An 18,144-nucleotide genomic window follows, 5' to 3' on the forward strand; every position below is an offset into this window, starting at 1 on the left:
TGCCGAATAGATGTAGGAATAAGAAGTGAGGAGAATTGAAATGTCAATAAAAAAAGGGAGTATTCTGGTAGTTGAGGATGAGGAAAAGATTGCACGAGTATTGGAACTTGAACTTGAATATGAGGGGTACGAAGTAACCAAAGCATTGGACGGCCTAGATGCTCTTGAAGCCTATCGTACCGGAAATTGGGATTTAATATTATTGGATGTCATGCTTCCAGGGTTAAGCGGGATTGAACTTCTTCGGCGCATTCGAAAAAATGATCGCCTTACACCTGTCATTCTATTAACAGCAAAAAGCTCTGTTGAAGACAAAGTATCTGGTCTTGACCTGGGGGCCAATGATTATATTACAAAGCCCTTTCATATTGAAGAACTGTTGGCAAGAATCCGTGCAGCCTTAAGAATCAAACAGGCTGAAGAACAACAAGCTCAAAACGAAAACGAAGACCTGCTGCGATTTGCAGACTTATCCATCAATCAAAAATCTAGAGAAGTTACTCGAAGCAATAGTGCGTCCATTGATTTAACTCCCAGGGAATATGACTTACTCGTATACCTAATGGTCAATAAACGACAGGTGTTGAGCAGAGATCAAATACTCGAGGCCGTTTGGGGGTATGACTTTTTCGGAGATACAAATGTTGTGGACGTCTATATCCGTTATGTTAGAAAAAAGATTGACCTCCCACATCTGTCCCCGTTGATTCATACGGTTCGCGGTGTTGGGTATGTGTTAAAGGATTCCAAATGAAACTGAAAAATAAAATAAATCTTTATACCGCTTTTTTATTTGCGATCCTGCTGCTCATCATAAATATTACCGTTTATTATTCCTTCAGCAAATTAACACTCGACAGCGAACTTAGCACAGCGAATGATGAAATGAAAAAAATATCTGAGAATATAGGAAAATCGCTTGGAACTATATCCGAAGATATCCTTTTAAGATCTTATGTCCCTGTAAACGGGATGATTCAAATTGTTACCAAAGACAAGAATGACTCCTCTCCGTATACTAGCCCTGGAGCACATGACTTAAGTAAGCAGCAATCAGTTTTTTATAGTAATGAAGTCAGTAAAACGATCGAATACCAGGACCGACTATTTAGCTTTCAATCTATGCCAATCATATTGGAAGACGGAAGCATTGCCAATCTGCAGATAACCAAAAGCATGGAAACGGCAACCAATAATTTATCCATTCTGCGACTTGTGTTAATCATGGTAACTCTTCTTTCGCTGATTCCTGTATTAATATCAAGCCGGATTCTAAGCAACCTGATTACCAAGCCCGTAACATCTATGATAAGAACCATGAGAGATATAAGGCAAAGCGGAGCTTTTAAGCGCCTTAAGCTTGAGGGCAGTTCGAAAGACGAACTTTTTCAAATGGGACAAACCTTTAACCATATGATTGATTTATTAGAAGTCAACTTTGATAAACAGAAACAATTTGTGTCTAATGCGTCGCATGAACTTAAAACCCCATTAACCATAATAGAAAGTTACGCGAGTCTTTTAAAAAGAAGAGGTTTAACGGAACCGAAGCTTTTTCTTGAATCAATCGAAGCGATTCACTCCGAGGCAATCCGTATGAAAGAAATGACAGAACAACTTTTAATGTTAGCAAGACACCATGAACAATTGAATATTGAACTCAACCAGTTAAACATCAGCCAGTTAATCACCCAAACCGTCACAGCCTTTAAAAATGCATATAATCGTGATATTGAATTTGTTCAGGAGAATGATCCCCCCCTATTCATCGAAACCGATGAAAAAAAGCTCAAGCAGCTGCTGTTTATTTTTTTAGACAATGCAAGGAAATATAGTGATAAAACTATAACAGTAGAACTAGTGGATGCCCACGATGAAGTTTTTATAAAAATTATTGATCGTGGAATTGGTATTCATAAAAGCGACCTTCCTAAAGTGTTTGAAAGGTTTTATCGGGTTGATAAGGCAAGGAGCAGAAAACAGGGTGGTTCTGGTTTAGGATTGTCGCTCGCAAAGGAAATAGCTGACGCGATCGGTGTTATCATTCATCTAGATAGTGTAATTGGTGCAGGAACTACCGTCACAATTCAGAGTAAAAAAATTGAAAAAGGATAGCAATTTCTCATTACTTTCTCATTTCCATATAAGAAAATAATTAGTAATAAGGTGGTGAAAGAAAAGTGAAGAGATTATCTTGGTTTTGGATAACCATTTGCTCAATCATAATTGTTATTGTTTTTGTCAGCTGGCAGCAATTTGGAAACCTCTCTCCATCTTCTCGCATGTTAACAGAAAAGGAAGCTGCAGAACTTGTACAAGAGCGTTACCAAGGAGAAGTGACCTTATTGAAACTAGCCGATCAGCAATATCAAATAGAACTCGAAAAACAGACGAAGCTTTACGTCATCAAACTGGATGCGAAAAGTGGAAAAATATTATCGTTTGATGAAGGTACCAAATCAACAGCACCAAGACCAGATTCTCCTGTTAGAGTAGAGCTTCCTGAAGAAGAACTAAAAGATATCGTCCTCAGCACAATAAATGGATCACTTGTATCTTTCGAGAAAGTTGATACTAATCAAAAACCAACTTATAAAGCAATTGTGAATGAAGCCGACAAACAAACAACGATTATTGTTGACGCCGCTTCAGGTGCTATCCTCTCCATCACATCATCTGAAATCTACCCACCTCTGAAAACTTTAACAGAAGATGAGGTTATAACTATTGCGAGTTCTCAGGTTCAGGGAAAGGTTGATGATATTTGGCTGGATACAGAAGGGGGCCAAACCTTTTACCTTGTTAAAATCGAAACAAATGATGACCGTGAAGCAACTGTCCAGATCCATGCCATTACAGGGAACGTACTGTCAGTATCTTGGGATGATCATAGAAGTGACCAAAACGGAAGAGACGATGATGATTAGTTTATAAGAAACGATTTTTATGAACAAGTATTTCTCATGGATTTCTAATGTTTCTATCCTTTTGCTCTCATATTCGGTGTATATACTGAAATTGTAGAAAGGTAATAGGAAAAGGAGGAAATCATAATGAAAAATAAAGTTCTAATAGGTGTAGTGTCATCATTACTCGTTTTGGGTGGAGCTATTGCAGTCGGTGCTTCAAAGAATGATACTCGTCCAGATGATTCCATTCATCTTAATGACAAATCATTTGTCATCAATCTTGATACTAAAAGCTTTCCTGAAATAAAAGAAGGTCAAGAAATTGAACTAGAAACAGAGCACGGTCAAACATTCTACAAAATTGAAAATGCCGATGACAGCAGTAAATCAACTGCTTCCCAATTTACCACTTCGGCTTTATCCATTGAAGAAGCAGCAAAAATTGCCACAAATGAGGTAAACGGTACGATTACCGAAGTTGAAAAGGAAATGGAACATGGCAGACTAGAATACAAAATTGAAATTCAGTCAGATCAAGGCGAAGCTGACGTACGAGTTGATGCTGAAACAGGAAAAATCACACGAGTAAAGTTCGATGATGACAGCAAAGATAATCATGACGATGATGACAGCAATATTGATGGATAAGTAGGAGGGAGAACAATCGTTAAATCGATTGTTCTTTTTCGTCCTATATATGTAATTTACACCTATTGGTTATATTAAATAAAAAATACATATATAATATGTTAATTACATCTTTATCCTGTTTACACTATCCGAATTATGGCTAAAAAGATTATATTAATCAACCATAGGAGGTAGTTTAATTGGGTAAGTTATTATCTGAAAAATTTTCGAAAAATCCTTTCGGAATCCCCTATTTACGAATGGGAGCTGGAGAACCTCTGGTTTTTATTCATGGGCTTGGTGAAATCAAGGAAGGCTGGTCAAATCAGTTTGAATTCGCACAACATTATGACTTGATTATTCCAGATTTACGTGGACATGGGGAGTATATTACCGATGAGGAAATTTCGATCAAAAACTTTGCCTTGGATGTTATAAGTTTGTTGAAAGGTCTTGGGATCGATAGCGCCCACATTTGTGGACTATCAATGGGTGGAATGGTTACACAAGAGATCTACCGTCAAGCACCAGAAATGTGCCGGTCCCTTACGCTCGTAAGTACGTTTCATTATGCACCAAAACATTTCGGACAGCTCTTTTTAAAATATCGTAAGTTAAGAGCAGACTCAATTTCTCTTGAGAAGCAAAAAAATATAGCTGCACGTGTTTGCCTTTATTCTTGGACTGAGGAAAACTTTGAGAATTTTTATAAATTCTATCAGCCTAATCATGACTACTATCTTCCTTCCATGCATGCCTGCCTTGAAGTTAATAATCTATGTCTGCTGCCAAAGATAAAAGTTCCAACTTTAATTATTGGCGGTCAGTACGATTCGATAACCCCCGCTTGGATACAATTACTCATGCATAAACAAATTAGAAATTCTGAATTTGTTATTTTTAGAAATACAGGACATATTGCAAAGCTAGAGGCAAAAGAGGCATTCAATGAGGTACTGCGAAACTTTTTAAATAAACATAAAAAGGCAAGTTAAGGGAAGGAATCTCTTCCCTTCCTTCCCTTAACCATTATATAATCTTGTACTCATCTTTATTACAAACAATTAAAGTGGATTGGAACGAATGGAAGCCCATTCATCTACAACTATCGCGAACAATCCGGTTAATGCTAAGGAAACATGACCGGCTTCTACAAGCTTGTACGTTTTATCCTCACTAGAAACTAAATCCATAATCGGCAAGCTTTGTGGTTCTAACACTAAATTATCATTAGACGAGGAGATAACAAACAAATTCGATTTAATATTTTTTAGATCTGCATGTTTATTGCCAATCATTAATTTGCCTTTAACAAGCTTATTCTCCTTAAAAAGATCATTCGCTAATTGTCTAAATGCCTCACCTGCAAATGGGACCTGATCAGTTGTCCATTTATTCATTCGGCGCCATTTATCCACATATCTAGCATCATGGGCTCGATTTAAAAGCGTCGTATAGTTACTAAAATAAATCGGAGCCGATACTGCACGAAACATTGCTTCCACATAGGTTGACGGAACATTTCCATAAACATCAATTAAGCGATCAACATTTATATCACCATTCCTAAAACCCTCTGCCCATTTATCTGGACCAACATATTCATTAAAATCTATAGGTACCGTTGCAACAATCAAGTTTTTAATGGGTTCTTCCGCAATGGAAGCATAAATAGAGGCAATTGTACCGCCTAAACAATAGCCTACTATTGTAATTTCATCGGTCTCTGAATTGCGAATGGCGCGCTTAACTGCCGTTCTTAAATATTTTTCAATGTATGTATCCAAGCCGATGTCTTTGTCTTCATAACCGGGAGTACCCCAATCTAATAAATACACATCATATCCACGGTTTGTAAGTCCCTCAATTACGCTTGCCTTCGGAGCAATATCAAGAATATAAGGTTTATTAAATAAGGAATAGACGAAAAATAATGGAATTTCATATTTTTTTTGTTTTGCCGGGTAATGCCATAATATGGATTTATTCTTTCTCCAAACCTCAGTCCTAGGTGTATGGCCAATTTTGGGTTCTGGCTCATTTAGCACTTGGAAAAGATGTTTCCAGCGATTCATTTCTTTTTCATAATCTAACTCTAAGGGAGGAAATAAATCCTTAAAGAGCGTATCAGCTGCCACTTCTTAAGCCCCCTTTGCTACTTATATTGTTGCCCCAGCACCTGTAAGGACCGGTTCTTTTTGATGGTCATTTTTCACGTGACTCTTAAGTAGTTCAATATCTTCTTTAAGAATAGTTAATTTATTCAATTCAAACTTAATCTCTTGTAGTTCGCTTTGTAAGTTCTTTGTATCTGCAAGTTCCTTTTTTGTTTTTACTAACTCTGTTTTTAGTTGTTTCGTTAGTTTAATAATTTCTTTAGATACCTCTACAACACTTTCGATTTCCTTGCTTTGTGAATTCAATGAATCTTGTACACACCAAATCTGTTCTTCAAGAGAATCAATTTTCTCTTCCGTTTGAATGGTTAAAGAAGTAACATTCGCCAAGTCATTTTTAGTTGGAATATTGAGCACACCCGCAAGTGCCTCTTGATTCTTTTTTAATACTTCAACGTAACGAGAGTGCGAATCAGTCCCCACTTTTGACATTTTGACAAATTCATTGTTATTGGACAAAAGAAAAATAAAATCATTTATTTGTTTTTCCCAAATTTCACTATACTTTTTGAAAGAATCATATGGATCAAACGGACTTTTAGTTGACATCTGGTTCACCTCAGGTAGTGTTATGATTTTGACTCCGAAGTATTCTTCATATATTGCTGAAATGGTAAAAGTGCAGACTTTACTTGTTTTTCAAAAAGATTCACGAATATTTTCTGATTTTCATATAATATATTTGTTGTACTCTTTACACCTTCAATATACTTCTCTCTGCTTCTTTTTCTAAAAGAAAGATATTGCTCGACACTTTCTAAATACTTGTCTAGTGCTTGTCCAGTAGTTAATGCACGAATAGGTGTAGTGAATAAAGAGGTGGTTTTATTTTGTATGTCATCAACTACTTGGTTAATCTCTTCATAAGATTTTACAGGGAAGAAATGTTGTATCGTAGTCGTAGTCATAAGTAATTCTTCACGAGCATATTTCTCCCACTCAAGAAGCTCTCTCTTAAATTGTTCAGTAATAGCTTGGCTATTATCCTGATTTCTTTTAATACTGTCCACAAATTTTTTAGTAGCATTCAAGAAAATTTCATCATGATGGTTTAATCGCCCTGCCCATTCATCCACTTCCTCGTGAGCAGCTCTCCAAATTAATTCAAAACTTGATAGCTGATTTTCCTTGTTCTCTTGACTTTCGTTTGCGAAATCATTTTTATTAACCATTGTTTTTCCTCCATTTGGTTAGTCTTCGAATAATCTCTTCAATTCTTCGAGTTCATTCTTCAACCAATTTATTTTATGTGCCTTTAAATCCTTCACTTCATTTTCCATAACACAAAGCATTTCAGATAAAGATTTATTCAGTTCTTTTAACTCGGAATAATTGTTTTTTAAAACAATATTCAACGTATAAAGTCTTTCTTCAAGATCATCCAGCTTATCCTCACCATCTACTTTTCTATTAGAAAGTTCAGCAAAATCATCTTTCTTAGAAAAATTAAATTGAGTTAACCAGCTGTTTATTACCTTTTGTTGAATCTCTACCTGGTCTAAATGATTTTCAATTCCTTTTCCAAAAGCACGTGTAAAGTTTAGGCAATTAGTAGATGAATGGATCATTTTATTCCATTCTTTTTCCAATTGTTTGTAAAATTCTACAGGGTCTTGTTGTTTTGATTCCATAAATGCCCTCTTTAGCTAACTGGTTAGTAGGTTTTTACAAGAATATTACTATAATTCAAATTATTATAATAAATAATTCATTTGTAAACCTTCGTTCTTCGACAAATTTCATCAATTTCATATAAAATGAATCTTTTTCTGTATAGCTTTTCATTTATCCCCTAATAAAAGCTTAATACATTTCATTTTATTAAAATATGGATATTTATCAACATTCACAAAAATGTAAAGAATCAAAATTTATTTAATGAAAAGAACCTTCTCTATCATGGGTTCTTGTGTGTATCTGTTTATTGTTTTATTGAGTAATCAATCGTTTTATAAACAACAAAAAATGTTGCTAATGAGAACAAAGCCTCTTTCAAGCCAAATATAAAAATCGAGCTTGTGAAAATAAAGAAATTCAAAAACATTACAATTTGACCTAATGAAAAAGATGTCCGTTGACTTAATAAAATTCCCAAGACCTCTGTACCATCTAATGATCCTCCAAAGCGAATAACCATCCCGACACCTACACCTAATAATCCTCCTCCAAAAAAAATTACTATCAACGGATTTTGTGTTAAGGAAGGATATGGTTCAAGAAGATGCGTACAGAAAGATAGAATTAGAATCGCAAATAGACTAAACAAAATAAACCTTTTACCAAGATAAGAATAGCCTAAAAAGAAAAAAGGGGTATTTAAAACTAAGAGAAAGAACCCAACTTCAATGCTAGTCATATGTGAGAGAATAATACTGACTCCAACAATCCCTCCATCAATTACATTATTCTTCATCAAAAATAACTGTAATGCTAAAGCAACCATAAAGGCACCACAAAATATGAATAGTAATCTTTTGGGTATAGATATATAATCTGATCTCTTATACGATAGATAATATTTAACTCTCTCTTTATACATGTAAAGCCCCTTTGAGTTATTTTTTTGAATGATATAGTTCATTATATTCCCCATAAAGTGGAACATGCCCGACCATAGGTCAGGCAGAGGTAAAGTTTTCAATTTGATTTTATGTCTATCTGTTAATCTAAATCAAAATCTTCCTGATTTAAAAATAGAGTATAAAAGTAAGAGGAACATTGCCGTGGCAATCCCAAAACCGATTTCTATGACTGGCAAACTGTGAAATAAAATAGAAGTTTGTCCTGATAATGAAGCACCGACAATGATTCCTACCAAAATTAAGCTAAAGGAAAGCAGTACGATGCTAAAGGAGAGCCTGTTGCTTATCTTATTAAGCTTTTTAAGGACTGGTTCTATTTCTGGTGTTGTGATTTCAATCTGCATCTTGCCTTTTTTCATTACAGATGTAAAATCTTTTATCGTTTTTGGGAATTCTTGAAAGATGTCTCCGTATTCGCTAAAATTTGACCATGCAAACTCAGCTACGTTTTTCGGCTTAAAGCGATCCAGGAGCAGCTGTTTTCCAAAAGGTTCAGCTACTGCTAAAATACTAATGTCGTGGTTTAGCTTTTCAACAGTCCCCTCCAATGTCAGCAGCGTTTTTCCTAATATCGTTAAATCGGTTGGAATCGTAATGTTATGTCTGTAGGCAACTGAAAAAAGTTCATTCACAGCAGTTCCAACACTCATTTGGCTAAAGGGAACATCCAAGTATTTTTCCCGAAGCTTATCTACATCTGAATGTAACTGTTTTACATCCACATTATCTGGTACAAGCCCCATGCTCGTAATGGCCCTAACAACTTCTGCTGTATTTTTACGCATTAATGCAATGACAAAAGAAGCTATGTGAGATTTCATTTCAGGAGTGATTCTGCCCACCATACCAAAATCCATAAATGCAATCACCTGGCCTGGCAGGGCAACGATATTCCCTGGATGGGGATCCCCATGAAAGAAACCATCAATTAAGATTTGATGAAAAAGTGCATTTACTACTTTTTCACCTAATACTTTTGTATCGTACCCCGCTTGATGAAGCTTCTCAATTTCATTTAATTTAATTCCATCAATATATTCCATTGTTAATATCTTTTTCGTCGTGTAAACCCAATGAACCTTAGGTATGTGAACCTTATTATCGTTATTAAATTGTTTAGCAATTTTTTCAGCGTTTCTACCCTCATTTTCATAATCTAATTCTTCCCGGAGCGACCTTGATAATTCCTCTACAATTGTCCGAATCTGGTACCTTTCTACCCAATCAATTCTACTTTCCGCTAATCTTGCTAGATCTATGAGAATTTCTAAATCCGTTTCAATCACACTCATAATATTGGGACGTTGCACTTTAACAGCAACACGCTCTCCTGTGAGCAAGACCGCATGATGGACTTGCCCAATCGATGCGGCAGCTAGTGGTATCTCACTAAACTCCGCAAATGAATCTTCGATAGAATCAGCCAATTCCTCTTCTATTATTCTTTTTACATCTTCAAATGAGAATAGAGCAACATTATCCTGAAGTTTCACTAACTCTTGCAGGATTTCAGCTGGAATGATATCGGGTCTAGTGCTGGCAATCTGTCCTATTTTCACAAAGGTTGGTCCTAATTCCTCGAGAAACATCCTAATTCTTTCACCAGTTGTTCTGCTATTTCGTGATTTATTTCCTTCAACAAATACTCTTTTCGGTACCGATAACAAATCTAGGAGACCTAACTCTTTCATAACAAAACCAAATCCATACTTGGTAAAAGTATATACAATGTCACGATAGCGTTGAATATGACGAATTTTTTTCTTAATCATTTATGTCACTCCTGCTGGGAGTCTTTTATTATTTACTTCCCGAATCAAGATTCTCACTTTTCCCTACCATTTACAAGTTGATTCTCAGATTGTTCAAGTAAATAACAAAAAGACGCATCTTTGTCCGATACGTCTCGTGTTTACCTACTGGTTTTTCACCATATTAAATACCTGCTCCACATCTTTATCCCCGCGGCCTGATAAATTAACGACCAGGACATCTTCTTTCGGTAAATCCTTTCCTAGTTTTATCGCATATGCAACCGCATGGGAACTCTCTAAAGCTGGAATGATTCCTTCTGTTTTACTGAGAAGCAAAAATGCTTCTAACGCCTCTTGTCCAGTAACCGTAACATATTCCGCTCTGCCGCTTGTTTTTAAATGGCTATGCTCTGGTCCAACACCAGGATAGTCCAAACCGGCAGCAATCGAATAGGTAGGCTGAGGATTTCCATTTTCATCAAGAAGCGTCAAACATTTGAAGCCGTGAATGATGGCTGGAGTGCCTTTTGTTAGGGTCGGCGCTTCCTCTGGTTCCACGCCAATTAATCGTACATATTTTTCGTCGATATAGTGTGCAAAAGCACCAATTGCATTACTTCCTCCGCCAGCACAGGCAATCACTGCCGTTGGCAGCTTGCCCTCTTTTTCGATAATTTGGCGCTTTGATTCTTCACTTATAATCGCTTGGAAATGTTTAACCATGGACGGATATGGATGAGGACCTACTGCGGATCCTAATAAATAAAACGTATTTTGATAGTTTTGAACCAAATCTGCTAAGGCTTCATCGACAGCGTCCTTTAATCTGCCCTGCCCTTTCTCAACCGGAATTACCTTTGCTCCTAATAATTCCATCCTAAAAACGTTGAGCGCCTGACGTTCCGTATCGAGCTTGCCCATGTAAATGACACATTCCATACCAAACATGGCACATGCAGTAGCCGTTGCTACACCATGCTGACCTGCACCCGTTTCCGCAATAATTCGTTTCGCACCCATTCGTTTTGCTAATAAAATTTGACCGATTGCGTTATTTATTTTATGAGCACCAGTATGGTTTAAATCTTCCCGCTTTAAATAGATTTTTGCTCCGCCGATCTTTTTCGTTAAATTCTCCGCAAAGGTCAGCGGGTTTTCACGTCCGACATATTCCTTAAGATAGTAGTTAAATTCCTCGATAAAATCTGGGTCATCTTTATACTTTAAAAACTGTGCTTCCATTTCATTGAGCACTAATTGAAGGTCCTCAGGAACGAAACTTCCACCAAATTCACCAAAATAACCTCTGCTTTCCACAACTACTTTTTCCATCCTCAGCTCGTCTCCTTTTTAAGCTACTATTTAATTAATAATTTTTATTTAACTATTATATATCCATATAACAGAATATTCAATTAATAATCTTTAAAACTCTAATAGGTAAAAACTCTTACTAGATTTCCAAAATTAATAGAACCTCTTTCATATGATTTACTTTTAACACAGTGGTAAAATATAGAAATGAAAGGAGAGATATATATGAAAATTGCAGTACTTGTGGGCAGTAATCGTAAGGAATCTTTTAATAAAAAATTAGCGGTATTTATGCAAAAACGCTATCAAGCGACAGCAGAATTTGAGATTCTACCGATTGAACAACTTCCAATGTATAATCAAGATGATGAACTAACACCACCGGAAATCGTAACAGCTATAAAGCAAAAGGTCGCTCAAAGTGATGGTGTTCTTTTCGTCACACCTGAGTACAATCACTCTATTCCTGCTTTTTTAAAAAATGCCATTGATTGGTTTTCTCGTGTCGATAAAATCATGGTGAACAAACCAGTCATGATAGTCGGTAGTTCCCCTGGAGTATTAGGAACCGTCCGTGCGCAAATGCACCTACGACAGATTTTAAATTCTCCAGGCATTTCTGCACTAACACTGCCGGGAAATGAAGTATTTATTGGTGCCGTTCATGAAAAGCTGGACGAATCAGGAAATCTCGTTCATGTGCCAACCATTCAGTTCATTGATACTGTAATGGATAACTACATAAATTGGATAAAAAAACAAAGCCTATAAATGCAAACACGCATGGATTCTTTATCCATGCGTGTTTCATTGTGCTCATATTACTTTGAATGGTTCATTTCTTTTTCTAACTTTTCAATCCTTGTGTCAATCGTGGTCTGATTATATGAACGATCGACTTGATTCTCGAGATCGTTAATATAATTTTCAATTTCTTCAAAGCGTGAAATCGATTTAGCAGTATAAGTGTTGGATTCTAATACCTGGTCAATTCGATGGTTTGCTCTCGTTACGTTTTCACGTGCCATTAGTTCCATCCTGCGAAGCTGCATATCTTTTAATTTATTCTTCATATCTCCATGTTTTCTTTCCAGTTCAGCCAGCTGGCCTTTTACTTGCTCGAGTGCTGATTTAACTCTCTCTGCGCGATTAGAATATACTTGCTGCTCCTCAGAGGCAAATTGATAAAGCTCGGTTTCTCCCCCTTTTAAAGCTACTTCAGCCTGATATTTTCTTTTTTCAGCTAACTGCTCGGCGGTGTACAACTCTTTTGTGAATTCCTCCTTAAGTGCAGTTTGACGCTCCAAAAGATTTGCCACTTTTTCTGTTTCCTTTTCGCATTGAAAAAGGTATTGATTCAGTATAAAAATAGGATTTTGTTTCTCTTTTTTATCTAGTGCCTCGTTTAAATCTGCTGTAATTGTATTTTTAATTCTTGTGAAAAGATTTGTCATGTTATTTTCGCTCCTTTAATTAGTAGTTTTTAATTTCATTCCATTGCTTTTCAAAATTTACAAATGGATCTGATTCTTCTTTGATTACTGAATGTTTGCTTGAATTCCAGTTCTTATAAACTAGATAAAGAATGTATGCAGCCACAAGGCCGATAATAGCTGGTGCATTAGAGATAGAGGCCATTAGGAACATAACCCCGACGATACCAAGTGCAATTTTCCATCCTGTTGATTCTGCTTTTAAGAATTGTTTGTAGGTGAAATATAAAATCGCGAGACTTATTAATAACCCAATCATCGGACCCAGTGTAGAAAGTAAGATGATGGCTGCAATTCCTCCCGCTAAGACTAAACCAAATTTTTTCATTTTGTTTTCCTCCTTTTGTTTTCTTGATATCATCTTACCTTTTTTAATGGTTTCAGATAATTGCGCCTGAGCTTGATTTTCATATAGGACTGAAGTCGTAGTTAGGGTCATCCTACCGGAGGGAGACCCTTCACACAAAAATAAAAACATTTATTACATTGAGGCAGTTTACCTAAAAAAGTTTGTTTTTTATTCAAATATGGTTTGAAAATCTACTTACCCCATGAGGTATAATTAGCACAATGACTCATGGAAGTAGGAGAAAAAATTCAGTCCAATCAAATAGCATTCTTTTGGAGATGAAATAGCCAATAGTATTTCATACGCGGCTAAAAAAACAGTAAATTAATACTAGATTTTAATTGAATGTCATTTTTGCAAGGAGGTAATAAGATGAAACGGTTATCGTACTTTTTAACATTATTTCTAGCGGTACTCCTTACTGCATGCGGAGTGAGTACAGAAGGATATAGAAATGTTACTTCAGAGGAAGCCAAGCAATTAATTGACGACAACGAAGTAGTTGTATTGGATGTTCGCACCCCTGAAGAGTATGAAGAAGGCCATATCCCTAATTCAATATTGGTTCCAGTACAAGAATTGGAGTTTAGATTGAATGAATTAGGAAAGGAAGAACACTATCTAGTGGTTTGCCGTAGTGGAAATCGTTCTACTCAAGCTAGTGAAATATTAATAAATAATAAATTTACTAATATTTATAACATGACCGGCGGGATGAATAACTGGTCATACGAAATTGAAAATTAAATATAATAAGGACAAGAGAAAAGAACCCAGTATTTATAATGGGTTCTTCCTTTTATAAAACGAGTTTAAGTCTCGGCATTTACTTTTATATGATTCAAATTTAAACCTTTAATACAACAAATTGTCCGCCACCGAATAAGGACTTGGTATAGTCAATCTTTGCATTATTGAAATAAACCTGGTCTCTTTCGTTTACTAAAAACCTAATACCACTTTCTTCTGTGATTTCATCACTTTCTAAAGCCGACTCTTCCAGAGTCAGACGTAACTGGGGACCGCCTCAGCCAATGCCCATTGATAAACGAATAAGTGGCTTATTACCTTTATTAATTAGATCTTGTATTTCTTTCGTTATCGCAGCTATTGCCGCATGTGTAATTTTAACCATTGTATTACCTCCATAACAATGACAAATAAACCGCCTTTTATATTATTTTTATCCACTGAAAGTTATTAAATTATAGTATATCTTTCCAAAAAATAGAGTGTCACCCCTTTTTTATCGATTAGATATAACAGACCGCTGTTTATAGCGGTCTGTTATATCTAAAGGAGATAGGCATACCGACTAGCTTATTTCTTTTTAATCCAGAATTTAATGAGTTTATCATCTTGTTCCGTTTTCAAAATCGTATGTCCTGCATTTTTTGACCAAGCTGGAAGATCATTCAATGCACCTCTATCTGTCACATGAAGCTCTAATACTTGATTACTTTCCAATAAGTCTATGCCTTTTTTAAGCTTAACAATTGGCATTGGACATGTTAAACCACTAACATCTACCACAGAATCTACATTTATTTCATTGGCTTTTTCTTCAACTACGATCTCTGTCTCGCCAAGGTCGTTTGTTTTAGTCTCAACATTATTATTTATATTGCTTCCATATACAGAGGAATAAGTTTTCCAACCGCCATCCACATTTTTAACATGGTAACCATTATTTTTAAGAATCCGGCTTGCTAAATATCCTCTTAAACCTACCTGGCAGCTTACATAAACGGTCTTATCTTGTGGAATTTCATCTAATTTAGTTCGTAAGTCGTTCAGGGAGATATTAATGGAACCTTCAATAAAACCAAATTCACGTTCCATTGGTTCGCGAACATCGATTAATAACCCACCTTCTGATACGATTTTGTCCACCTCATGCCATTGAATATGCTCTAATTCACCATCCATTATATTTGTTGCCACATAGCCTGCCATATTAACAGGGTCCTTTGCTGAAGAAAACGGCGGTGCATAAGATAATTCTAAATTCGTTAAATCTTCTACCGTTAGTCCACCTTTAATCGCTGTCGCAATTACGTCCATTCGCTTGTCTGCACCATCTGCCCCTACTGCCTGAGCACCGAAGATTTTTCCCGTTTCTTTATCAAATATTAATTTTATGGCAATTGGTGCCGCGCCAGGATAATATCCCGCGTGTGAACTTGGATGAATATGAACAACCTCGTAGTTAACACCTAAGCGCTTTAATGTTTTTTCATTGGCTCCTGTAGCTGCAACAGTTAAATCAAATACCTTTGCGATGGACGTACCTAATGTTCCCTCGTACTTCTCTTTTTTACCCATCATGTTATTCGCAGCGATACGTCCTTGTCGGTTGGCAGGACCTGCAAGGGGAATCATTGCCTTAGTACCATTAATGTAATCGACAACTTCCACAGCATCCCCAACCGCATAAATATCTTCATTAGAGGTTTGAAGGTATTCATTTATAACAATTCCGCCACGCTCTCCTAATTCCAGTCCTGCTGTTTTTGCTAATTCATTTTCGGGTCTAACGCCGATTGAAAGAATCGTCATATCTGTTTGAATTACTGTTCCATCTGATAGAATTACTTTCTTTCCCTTTTCAGCGAATGATTGGACACCATTTTCTAATATAAGGTGTACACCTTTCTCTTTTAAATGATCGTGTAAAATACTCGCCATTTCAAAATCAATTGGTGCCATAATTTGATTGGCCATTTCAATAAGTGTTACTTCGATTCCTCTATCAACGAGGTTTTCGGCCATTTCTATCCCAATAAATCCACCACCGATAACAACAGCTTTTTTAGGTTTATTGTTATCAACATGGTTTTTGATTTTATCTGTATCAGGAATATTTCTTAATGTAAACAAAGTTGTATTTTCACTTAGTCCGGGAATAGGTGGAACGATTGGTCTTGCTCCAGGAGATAATAATAACTTGTCATATGATTCTTCATAAACTTCGCCGTTTTGTAGATTCTTTATCGTAACGTATTTGTTTTCTATATTAATGCTCAATACTTCACTTAGGTTGCGAATATCAAGATTAAATCTTTCCGACATTCCTTTTACAGTTTGAACTAATAATTTACTTCTATCTTTAATAGTCTCACCAATGTAATATGGTAATCCGCAATTTGCAAAGGATATATGTTCTCCACGTTCTACAAGAACAATCTCTACATCTTCACTGATTCTTCTTAATCTTGCTGCAGCTGTCGCCCCACCCGCAACTCCACCAACAATGATAATTTTCTTAGTCATAATAAATTCTCCTCCAAATTGAGTATCTATTTATAAAAAACTTATATTTCTATTCAATTTTATAATATACCCTATAGGGTTTATACCTATATGGGTATTATAACTCGCAAAAAAATAATGTAAAGACTCTATTTAATTTGTTCACAATTCCTTCATAATTACTGTGAAGACCCATTAAAATAACCTACCAATCTATAGTTCAGTCCCCTATAGAATATAAAAATTTATATTATATCAGTAAGAAATATGAACCAAATAATAAGGCAATAACAATTATAAATACACTAAGAGTAATAATATATTTTTTTGATGCCGTATATGTTTGGTTATTAATCGTATTAATTTTTATTAGGTAAACAACGGTTGCCATAATGATTGTAATGATTCCGATACCAACTGAAGCAATTCCTATCATATTTGCAAGTAAATCCCCAACAGGTGAAAGACTTTCTTTCATATTAAAATGTAAATTCGTAACTAAGAAGCCCACTCCAATGATTGCAATAGCAGTTCTAATCCAAGCTAAAAACGTTCTTTCATTTGCTAAATGCTGCTGAATATATCTTGAATCGAGTGTTGGAATATTGACTCTTTCTTTTTCTTTCCCAATACTCATTGCTTCCTCCTCCTTAACTTAGGCTTTTCTTTTTAGTTTATACCCTAATATCCTCTTAATACCGCAAAAGAGACGAAATCCTGATTTCCTAGCACCCTATGTGGATAGATGATTCCTACTTTCATTATAAAATTTCACATCAAACAGTAAAAAAAACCTAACATTTTTATAAATGTTAGGCTTTTAAATGAGATTATCCACGCAATGGAAGACAACGAGAGGTTTATGACAAGAAAAGTGATGAAGAAAAACCCTTTAGAGTAGCTATCTGTCTGTCTGTGAAAATAAGCTCTTACATTTGATTTACGCCTTATTAAAAGAAGATCTACTTTCCAAGAAGTATCCATACTTTGGCTTCAGTATATGGTGAAATATGGTGATTAGACATAGCTTTACATTTCCTCTAACAAAATATCTAGTGCTTTTTTTATGTCAGATACATTTAGATAAATAAACCCGCCTTCTCCTACGTAAAAGGATTTTACTTCAACTTTGCACCATAAGCTGTTATAAAGATTGCTATAGCCTCCAGGAATACCTGCTGGAATCCTACTATTCGAAATGGTAATGATTTTTTCCTTATTAAATCGTATTTGCAGAGCTTGAAGTATTTTTCTTACTATTTGAATGTCTCTTTTGCTTTCGGATTCATTTGTCCCCGGTACAAGCCTAACAAAATTTTTATCTTCTTTCGTTCTAGTTGTAAAATAACCCGAAATATTCACAGACTCGTCTGCAATGTCAGATAAAATAACAGCTAAAGTTTGGTCGTCAGTAATAAAAGAAAACTCAGTTCTAATAATAAGTCCCGTGTTTTCCAAACTTGCATTGGAGATACTCACATTTTCCACATCCTAAATATCCATTTTAATATTAAGCTATGTGTGAAAAGAGGTAATGATTGGGCCTAAATTAATCCATAATCGCCAAACTTCAGTAACGTGCGGATTTAAACTCATTTAAAAACGCAGAGGATGTTACGACCTCTGCGTTTATGAATATAACGTTGATTTGGAACCCAAACAAAAGCAAGCCAGTTGGTTGTGG

At 35.7% G+C, this 18,144-nt stretch carries 19 protein-coding genes; 7 read left to right on the forward strand and 12 right to left on the reverse strand.

The window, feature by feature from the left end; genetic code table 11:
* The first annotated feature begins 40 nt into the window (after positions 1 to 40).
* From ACN6MT_RS26160 to ACN6MT_RS26180, 5 genes are all read left to right on the forward strand, one after another.
* The gene (locus ACN6MT_RS26160) at positions 41 to 754 is read left to right on the forward strand and encodes a response regulator transcription factor (protein WP_419888664.1); all 714 of its coding nucleotides are present in this window, start codon (positions 41 to 43) and stop codon (positions 752 to 754) included.
* Positions 751 to 2,115 carry an ATP-binding protein gene (locus ACN6MT_RS26165; protein ID WP_419888665.1) on the forward strand — a complete coding sequence of 455 codons (1,365 nt, stop codon included), beginning with the start codon at positions 751 to 753 and terminating at the stop codon, positions 2,113 to 2,115. Before ACN6MT_RS26160 ends, ACN6MT_RS26165 begins: the two co-directional genes overlap by 4 nt.
* 65 nt (positions 2,116 to 2,180) lie before the next feature.
* Positions 2,181 to 2,927, forward strand: coding sequence for a PepSY domain-containing protein (locus ACN6MT_RS26170; protein ID WP_419888666.1), 747 nt, complete (start codon positions 2,181 to 2,183; stop codon positions 2,925 to 2,927).
* 126 nt (positions 2,928 to 3,053) lie between these two features.
* Positions 3,054 to 3,557 carry a PepSY domain-containing protein gene (locus tag ACN6MT_RS26175; RefSeq protein WP_419888667.1) on the forward strand — a complete coding sequence of 168 codons (504 nt, stop codon included), beginning with the start codon at positions 3,054 to 3,056 and terminating at the stop codon, positions 3,555 to 3,557.
* 182 nt (positions 3,558 to 3,739) lie between these two features.
* Positions 3,740 to 4,534 carry an alpha/beta fold hydrolase gene (locus tag ACN6MT_RS26180; RefSeq protein ID WP_419888668.1) on the forward strand — a complete coding sequence of 265 codons (795 nt, stop codon included), beginning with the start codon at positions 3,740 to 3,742 and terminating at the stop codon, positions 4,532 to 4,534.
* A 69-nt stretch (positions 4,535 to 4,603) separates the two neighbouring features.
* Here the strand turns inward: ACN6MT_RS26180 and ACN6MT_RS26185 are convergent, their stop codons facing one another.
* The 7 genes from ACN6MT_RS26185 to trpB all read right to left on the reverse strand — a co-directional run bounded on the left by ACN6MT_RS26185 (position 4,604) and on the right by trpB (position 11,384).
* Positions 4,604 to 5,677 (reverse strand): alpha/beta fold hydrolase, encoded by a 1,074-nt coding sequence (locus ACN6MT_RS26185; protein ID WP_419888669.1) that lies wholly within the window; start codon positions 5,675 to 5,677, stop codon positions 4,604 to 4,606.
* A 21-nt stretch (positions 5,678 to 5,698) separates the two neighbouring features.
* The gene (locus tag ACN6MT_RS26190) at positions 5,699 to 6,265 is read right to left on the reverse strand and encodes a polyhydroxyalkanoate biosynthesis repressor PhaR (RefSeq protein ID WP_419888670.1); all 567 of its coding nucleotides are present in this window, start codon (positions 6,263 to 6,265) and stop codon (positions 5,699 to 5,701) included.
* Positions 6,266 to 6,285: 20 nt separating this feature from the next.
* A complete protein-coding gene (locus ACN6MT_RS26195) occupies positions 6,286 to 6,888 on the reverse strand; it encodes a hypothetical protein (RefSeq protein WP_419888671.1) in 603 nt (200 codons plus the stop codon).
* An 18-nt stretch (positions 6,889 to 6,906) separates the two neighbouring features.
* Complete coding sequence (locus ACN6MT_RS26200) at positions 6,907 to 7,347, reverse strand: hypothetical protein (RefSeq protein WP_419888672.1); 441 nt, start codon at positions 7,345 to 7,347, stop codon at positions 6,907 to 6,909.
* A 290-nt stretch (positions 7,348 to 7,637) separates the two neighbouring features.
* Positions 7,638 to 8,297: a YitT family protein gene (locus ACN6MT_RS26205; protein ID WP_419888673.1), complete on the reverse strand. Its 660-nt coding sequence runs from the start codon at positions 8,295 to 8,297 to the stop codon at positions 7,638 to 7,640.
* Positions 8,298 to 8,387: 90 nt separating this feature from the next.
* Positions 8,388 to 10,070: an ABC1 kinase family protein gene (locus tag ACN6MT_RS26210; RefSeq protein ID WP_419888674.1), complete on the reverse strand. Its 1,683-nt coding sequence runs from the start codon at positions 10,068 to 10,070 to the stop codon at positions 8,388 to 8,390.
* A gap of 144 nt (positions 10,071 to 10,214) precedes the next feature.
* Positions 10,215 to 11,384 carry a tryptophan synthase subunit beta gene (gene trpB, locus ACN6MT_RS26215; RefSeq protein ID WP_419888675.1) on the reverse strand — a complete coding sequence of 390 codons (1,170 nt, stop codon included), beginning with the start codon at positions 11,382 to 11,384 and terminating at the stop codon, positions 10,215 to 10,217.
* Positions 11,385 to 11,591: 207 nt separating this feature from the next.
* Here trpB and ACN6MT_RS26220 point away from each other — a divergent pair, with 207 nt between their 5' ends.
* On the forward strand, positions 11,592 to 12,137 hold the full coding sequence (locus tag ACN6MT_RS26220) for an NADPH-dependent FMN reductase (protein WP_419888676.1): 546 nt from the start codon (positions 11,592 to 11,594) through the stop codon (positions 12,135 to 12,137).
* 50 nt (positions 12,138 to 12,187) lie between these two features.
* Here ACN6MT_RS26220 and ACN6MT_RS26225 read toward each other — a convergent pair whose 3' ends face one another.
* Entirely contained in the window at positions 12,188 to 12,820 is a 633-nt protein-coding gene (locus ACN6MT_RS26225; protein WP_419888677.1) for a PspA/IM30 family protein, read from the reverse strand.
* Between the two features lie 19 nt (positions 12,821 to 12,839).
* Entirely contained in the window at positions 12,840 to 13,187 is a 348-nt protein-coding gene (locus ACN6MT_RS26230) for a flagellar basal body rod protein (protein WP_419888678.1), read from the reverse strand.
* A 393-nt stretch (positions 13,188 to 13,580) separates the two neighbouring features.
* Here ACN6MT_RS26230 and ACN6MT_RS26235 point away from each other — a divergent pair, with 393 nt between their 5' ends.
* The gene (locus ACN6MT_RS26235) at positions 13,581 to 13,955 is read left to right on the forward strand and encodes a rhodanese-like domain-containing protein (RefSeq protein ID WP_419888679.1); all 375 of its coding nucleotides are present in this window, start codon (positions 13,581 to 13,583) and stop codon (positions 13,953 to 13,955) included.
* A gap of 573 nt (positions 13,956 to 14,528) precedes the next feature.
* On the opposite strand, the gene ACN6MT_RS26240 is transcribed toward ACN6MT_RS26235, so the two are convergent.
* The 3 genes from ACN6MT_RS26240 to ACN6MT_RS26250 form a co-directional block, all read right to left on the reverse strand.
* Positions 14,529 to 16,481, reverse strand: coding sequence for a CoA-disulfide reductase (locus ACN6MT_RS26240; RefSeq protein ID WP_419888680.1), 1,953 nt, complete (start codon positions 16,479 to 16,481; stop codon positions 14,529 to 14,531).
* Between the two features lie 229 nt (positions 16,482 to 16,710).
* Positions 16,711 to 17,097, reverse strand: coding sequence for a YidH family protein (locus tag ACN6MT_RS26245; RefSeq protein WP_419888681.1), 387 nt, complete (start codon positions 17,095 to 17,097; stop codon positions 16,711 to 16,713).
* Between the two features lie 392 nt (positions 17,098 to 17,489).
* Complete coding sequence (locus ACN6MT_RS26250) at positions 17,490 to 17,939, reverse strand: hypothetical protein (protein WP_419888682.1); 450 nt, start codon at positions 17,937 to 17,939, stop codon at positions 17,490 to 17,492.
* Positions 17,940 to 18,144: the final 205 nt, after the last annotated feature.

Source organism: Neobacillus niacini (assembly GCF_048572935.1).
Classification (GTDB): domain Bacteria; phylum Bacillota; class Bacilli; order Bacillales; family Cytobacillaceae; genus Neobacillus; species Neobacillus niacini.

Coding starts and splice junctions, on each gene's coding strand:
- ACN6MT_RS26245 (WP_419888681.1), bottom strand. CDS start 17,097: ATGAGTATTGGGAAAGAAAAAGAAAGAGTCAATATTCCAACACTCGAT.
- ACN6MT_RS26220 (WP_419888676.1), top strand. CDS start 11,592: ATGAAAATTGCAGTACTTGTGGGCAGTAATCGTAAGGAATCTTTTAAT.
- ACN6MT_RS26225 (WP_419888677.1), bottom strand. CDS start 12,820: ATGACAAATCTTTTCACAAGAATTAAAAATACAATTACAGCAGATTTA.
- ACN6MT_RS26175 (WP_419888667.1), top strand. CDS start 3,054: ATGAAAAATAAAGTTCTAATAGGTGTAGTGTCATCATTACTCGTTTTG.
- ACN6MT_RS26205 (WP_419888673.1), bottom strand. CDS start 8,297: ATGAACTATATCATTCAAAAAAATAACTCAAAGGGGCTTTACATGTAT.
- ACN6MT_RS26200 (WP_419888672.1), bottom strand. CDS start 7,347: ATGGAATCAAAACAACAAGACCCTGTAGAATTTTACAAACAATTGGAA.
- ACN6MT_RS26190 (WP_419888670.1), bottom strand. CDS start 6,265: ATGTCAACTAAAAGTCCGTTTGATCCATATGATTCTTTCAAAAAGTAT.
- ACN6MT_RS26160 (WP_419888664.1), top strand. CDS start 41: ATGTCAATAAAAAAAGGGAGTATTCTGGTAGTTGAGGATGAGGAAAAG.
- ACN6MT_RS26235 (WP_419888679.1), top strand. CDS start 13,581: ATGAAACGGTTATCGTACTTTTTAACATTATTTCTAGCGGTACTCCTT.
- ACN6MT_RS26210 (WP_419888674.1), bottom strand. CDS start 10,070: ATGATTAAGAAAAAAATTCGTCATATTCAACGCTATCGTGACATTGTA.
- ACN6MT_RS26195 (WP_419888671.1), bottom strand. CDS start 6,888: ATGGTTAATAAAAATGATTTCGCAAACGAAAGTCAAGAGAACAAGGAA.
- ACN6MT_RS26240 (WP_419888680.1), bottom strand. CDS start 16,481: ATGACTAAGAAAATTATCATTGTTGGTGGAGTTGCGGGTGGGGCGACA.
- trpB (WP_419888675.1), bottom strand. CDS start 11,384: ATGGAAAAAGTAGTTGTGGAAAGCAGAGGTTATTTTGGTGAATTTGGT.
- ACN6MT_RS26230 (WP_419888678.1), bottom strand. CDS start 13,187: ATGAAAAAATTTGGTTTAGTCTTAGCGGGAGGAATTGCAGCCATCATC.
- ACN6MT_RS26165 (WP_419888665.1), top strand. CDS start 751: ATGAAACTGAAAAATAAAATAAATCTTTATACCGCTTTTTTATTTGCG.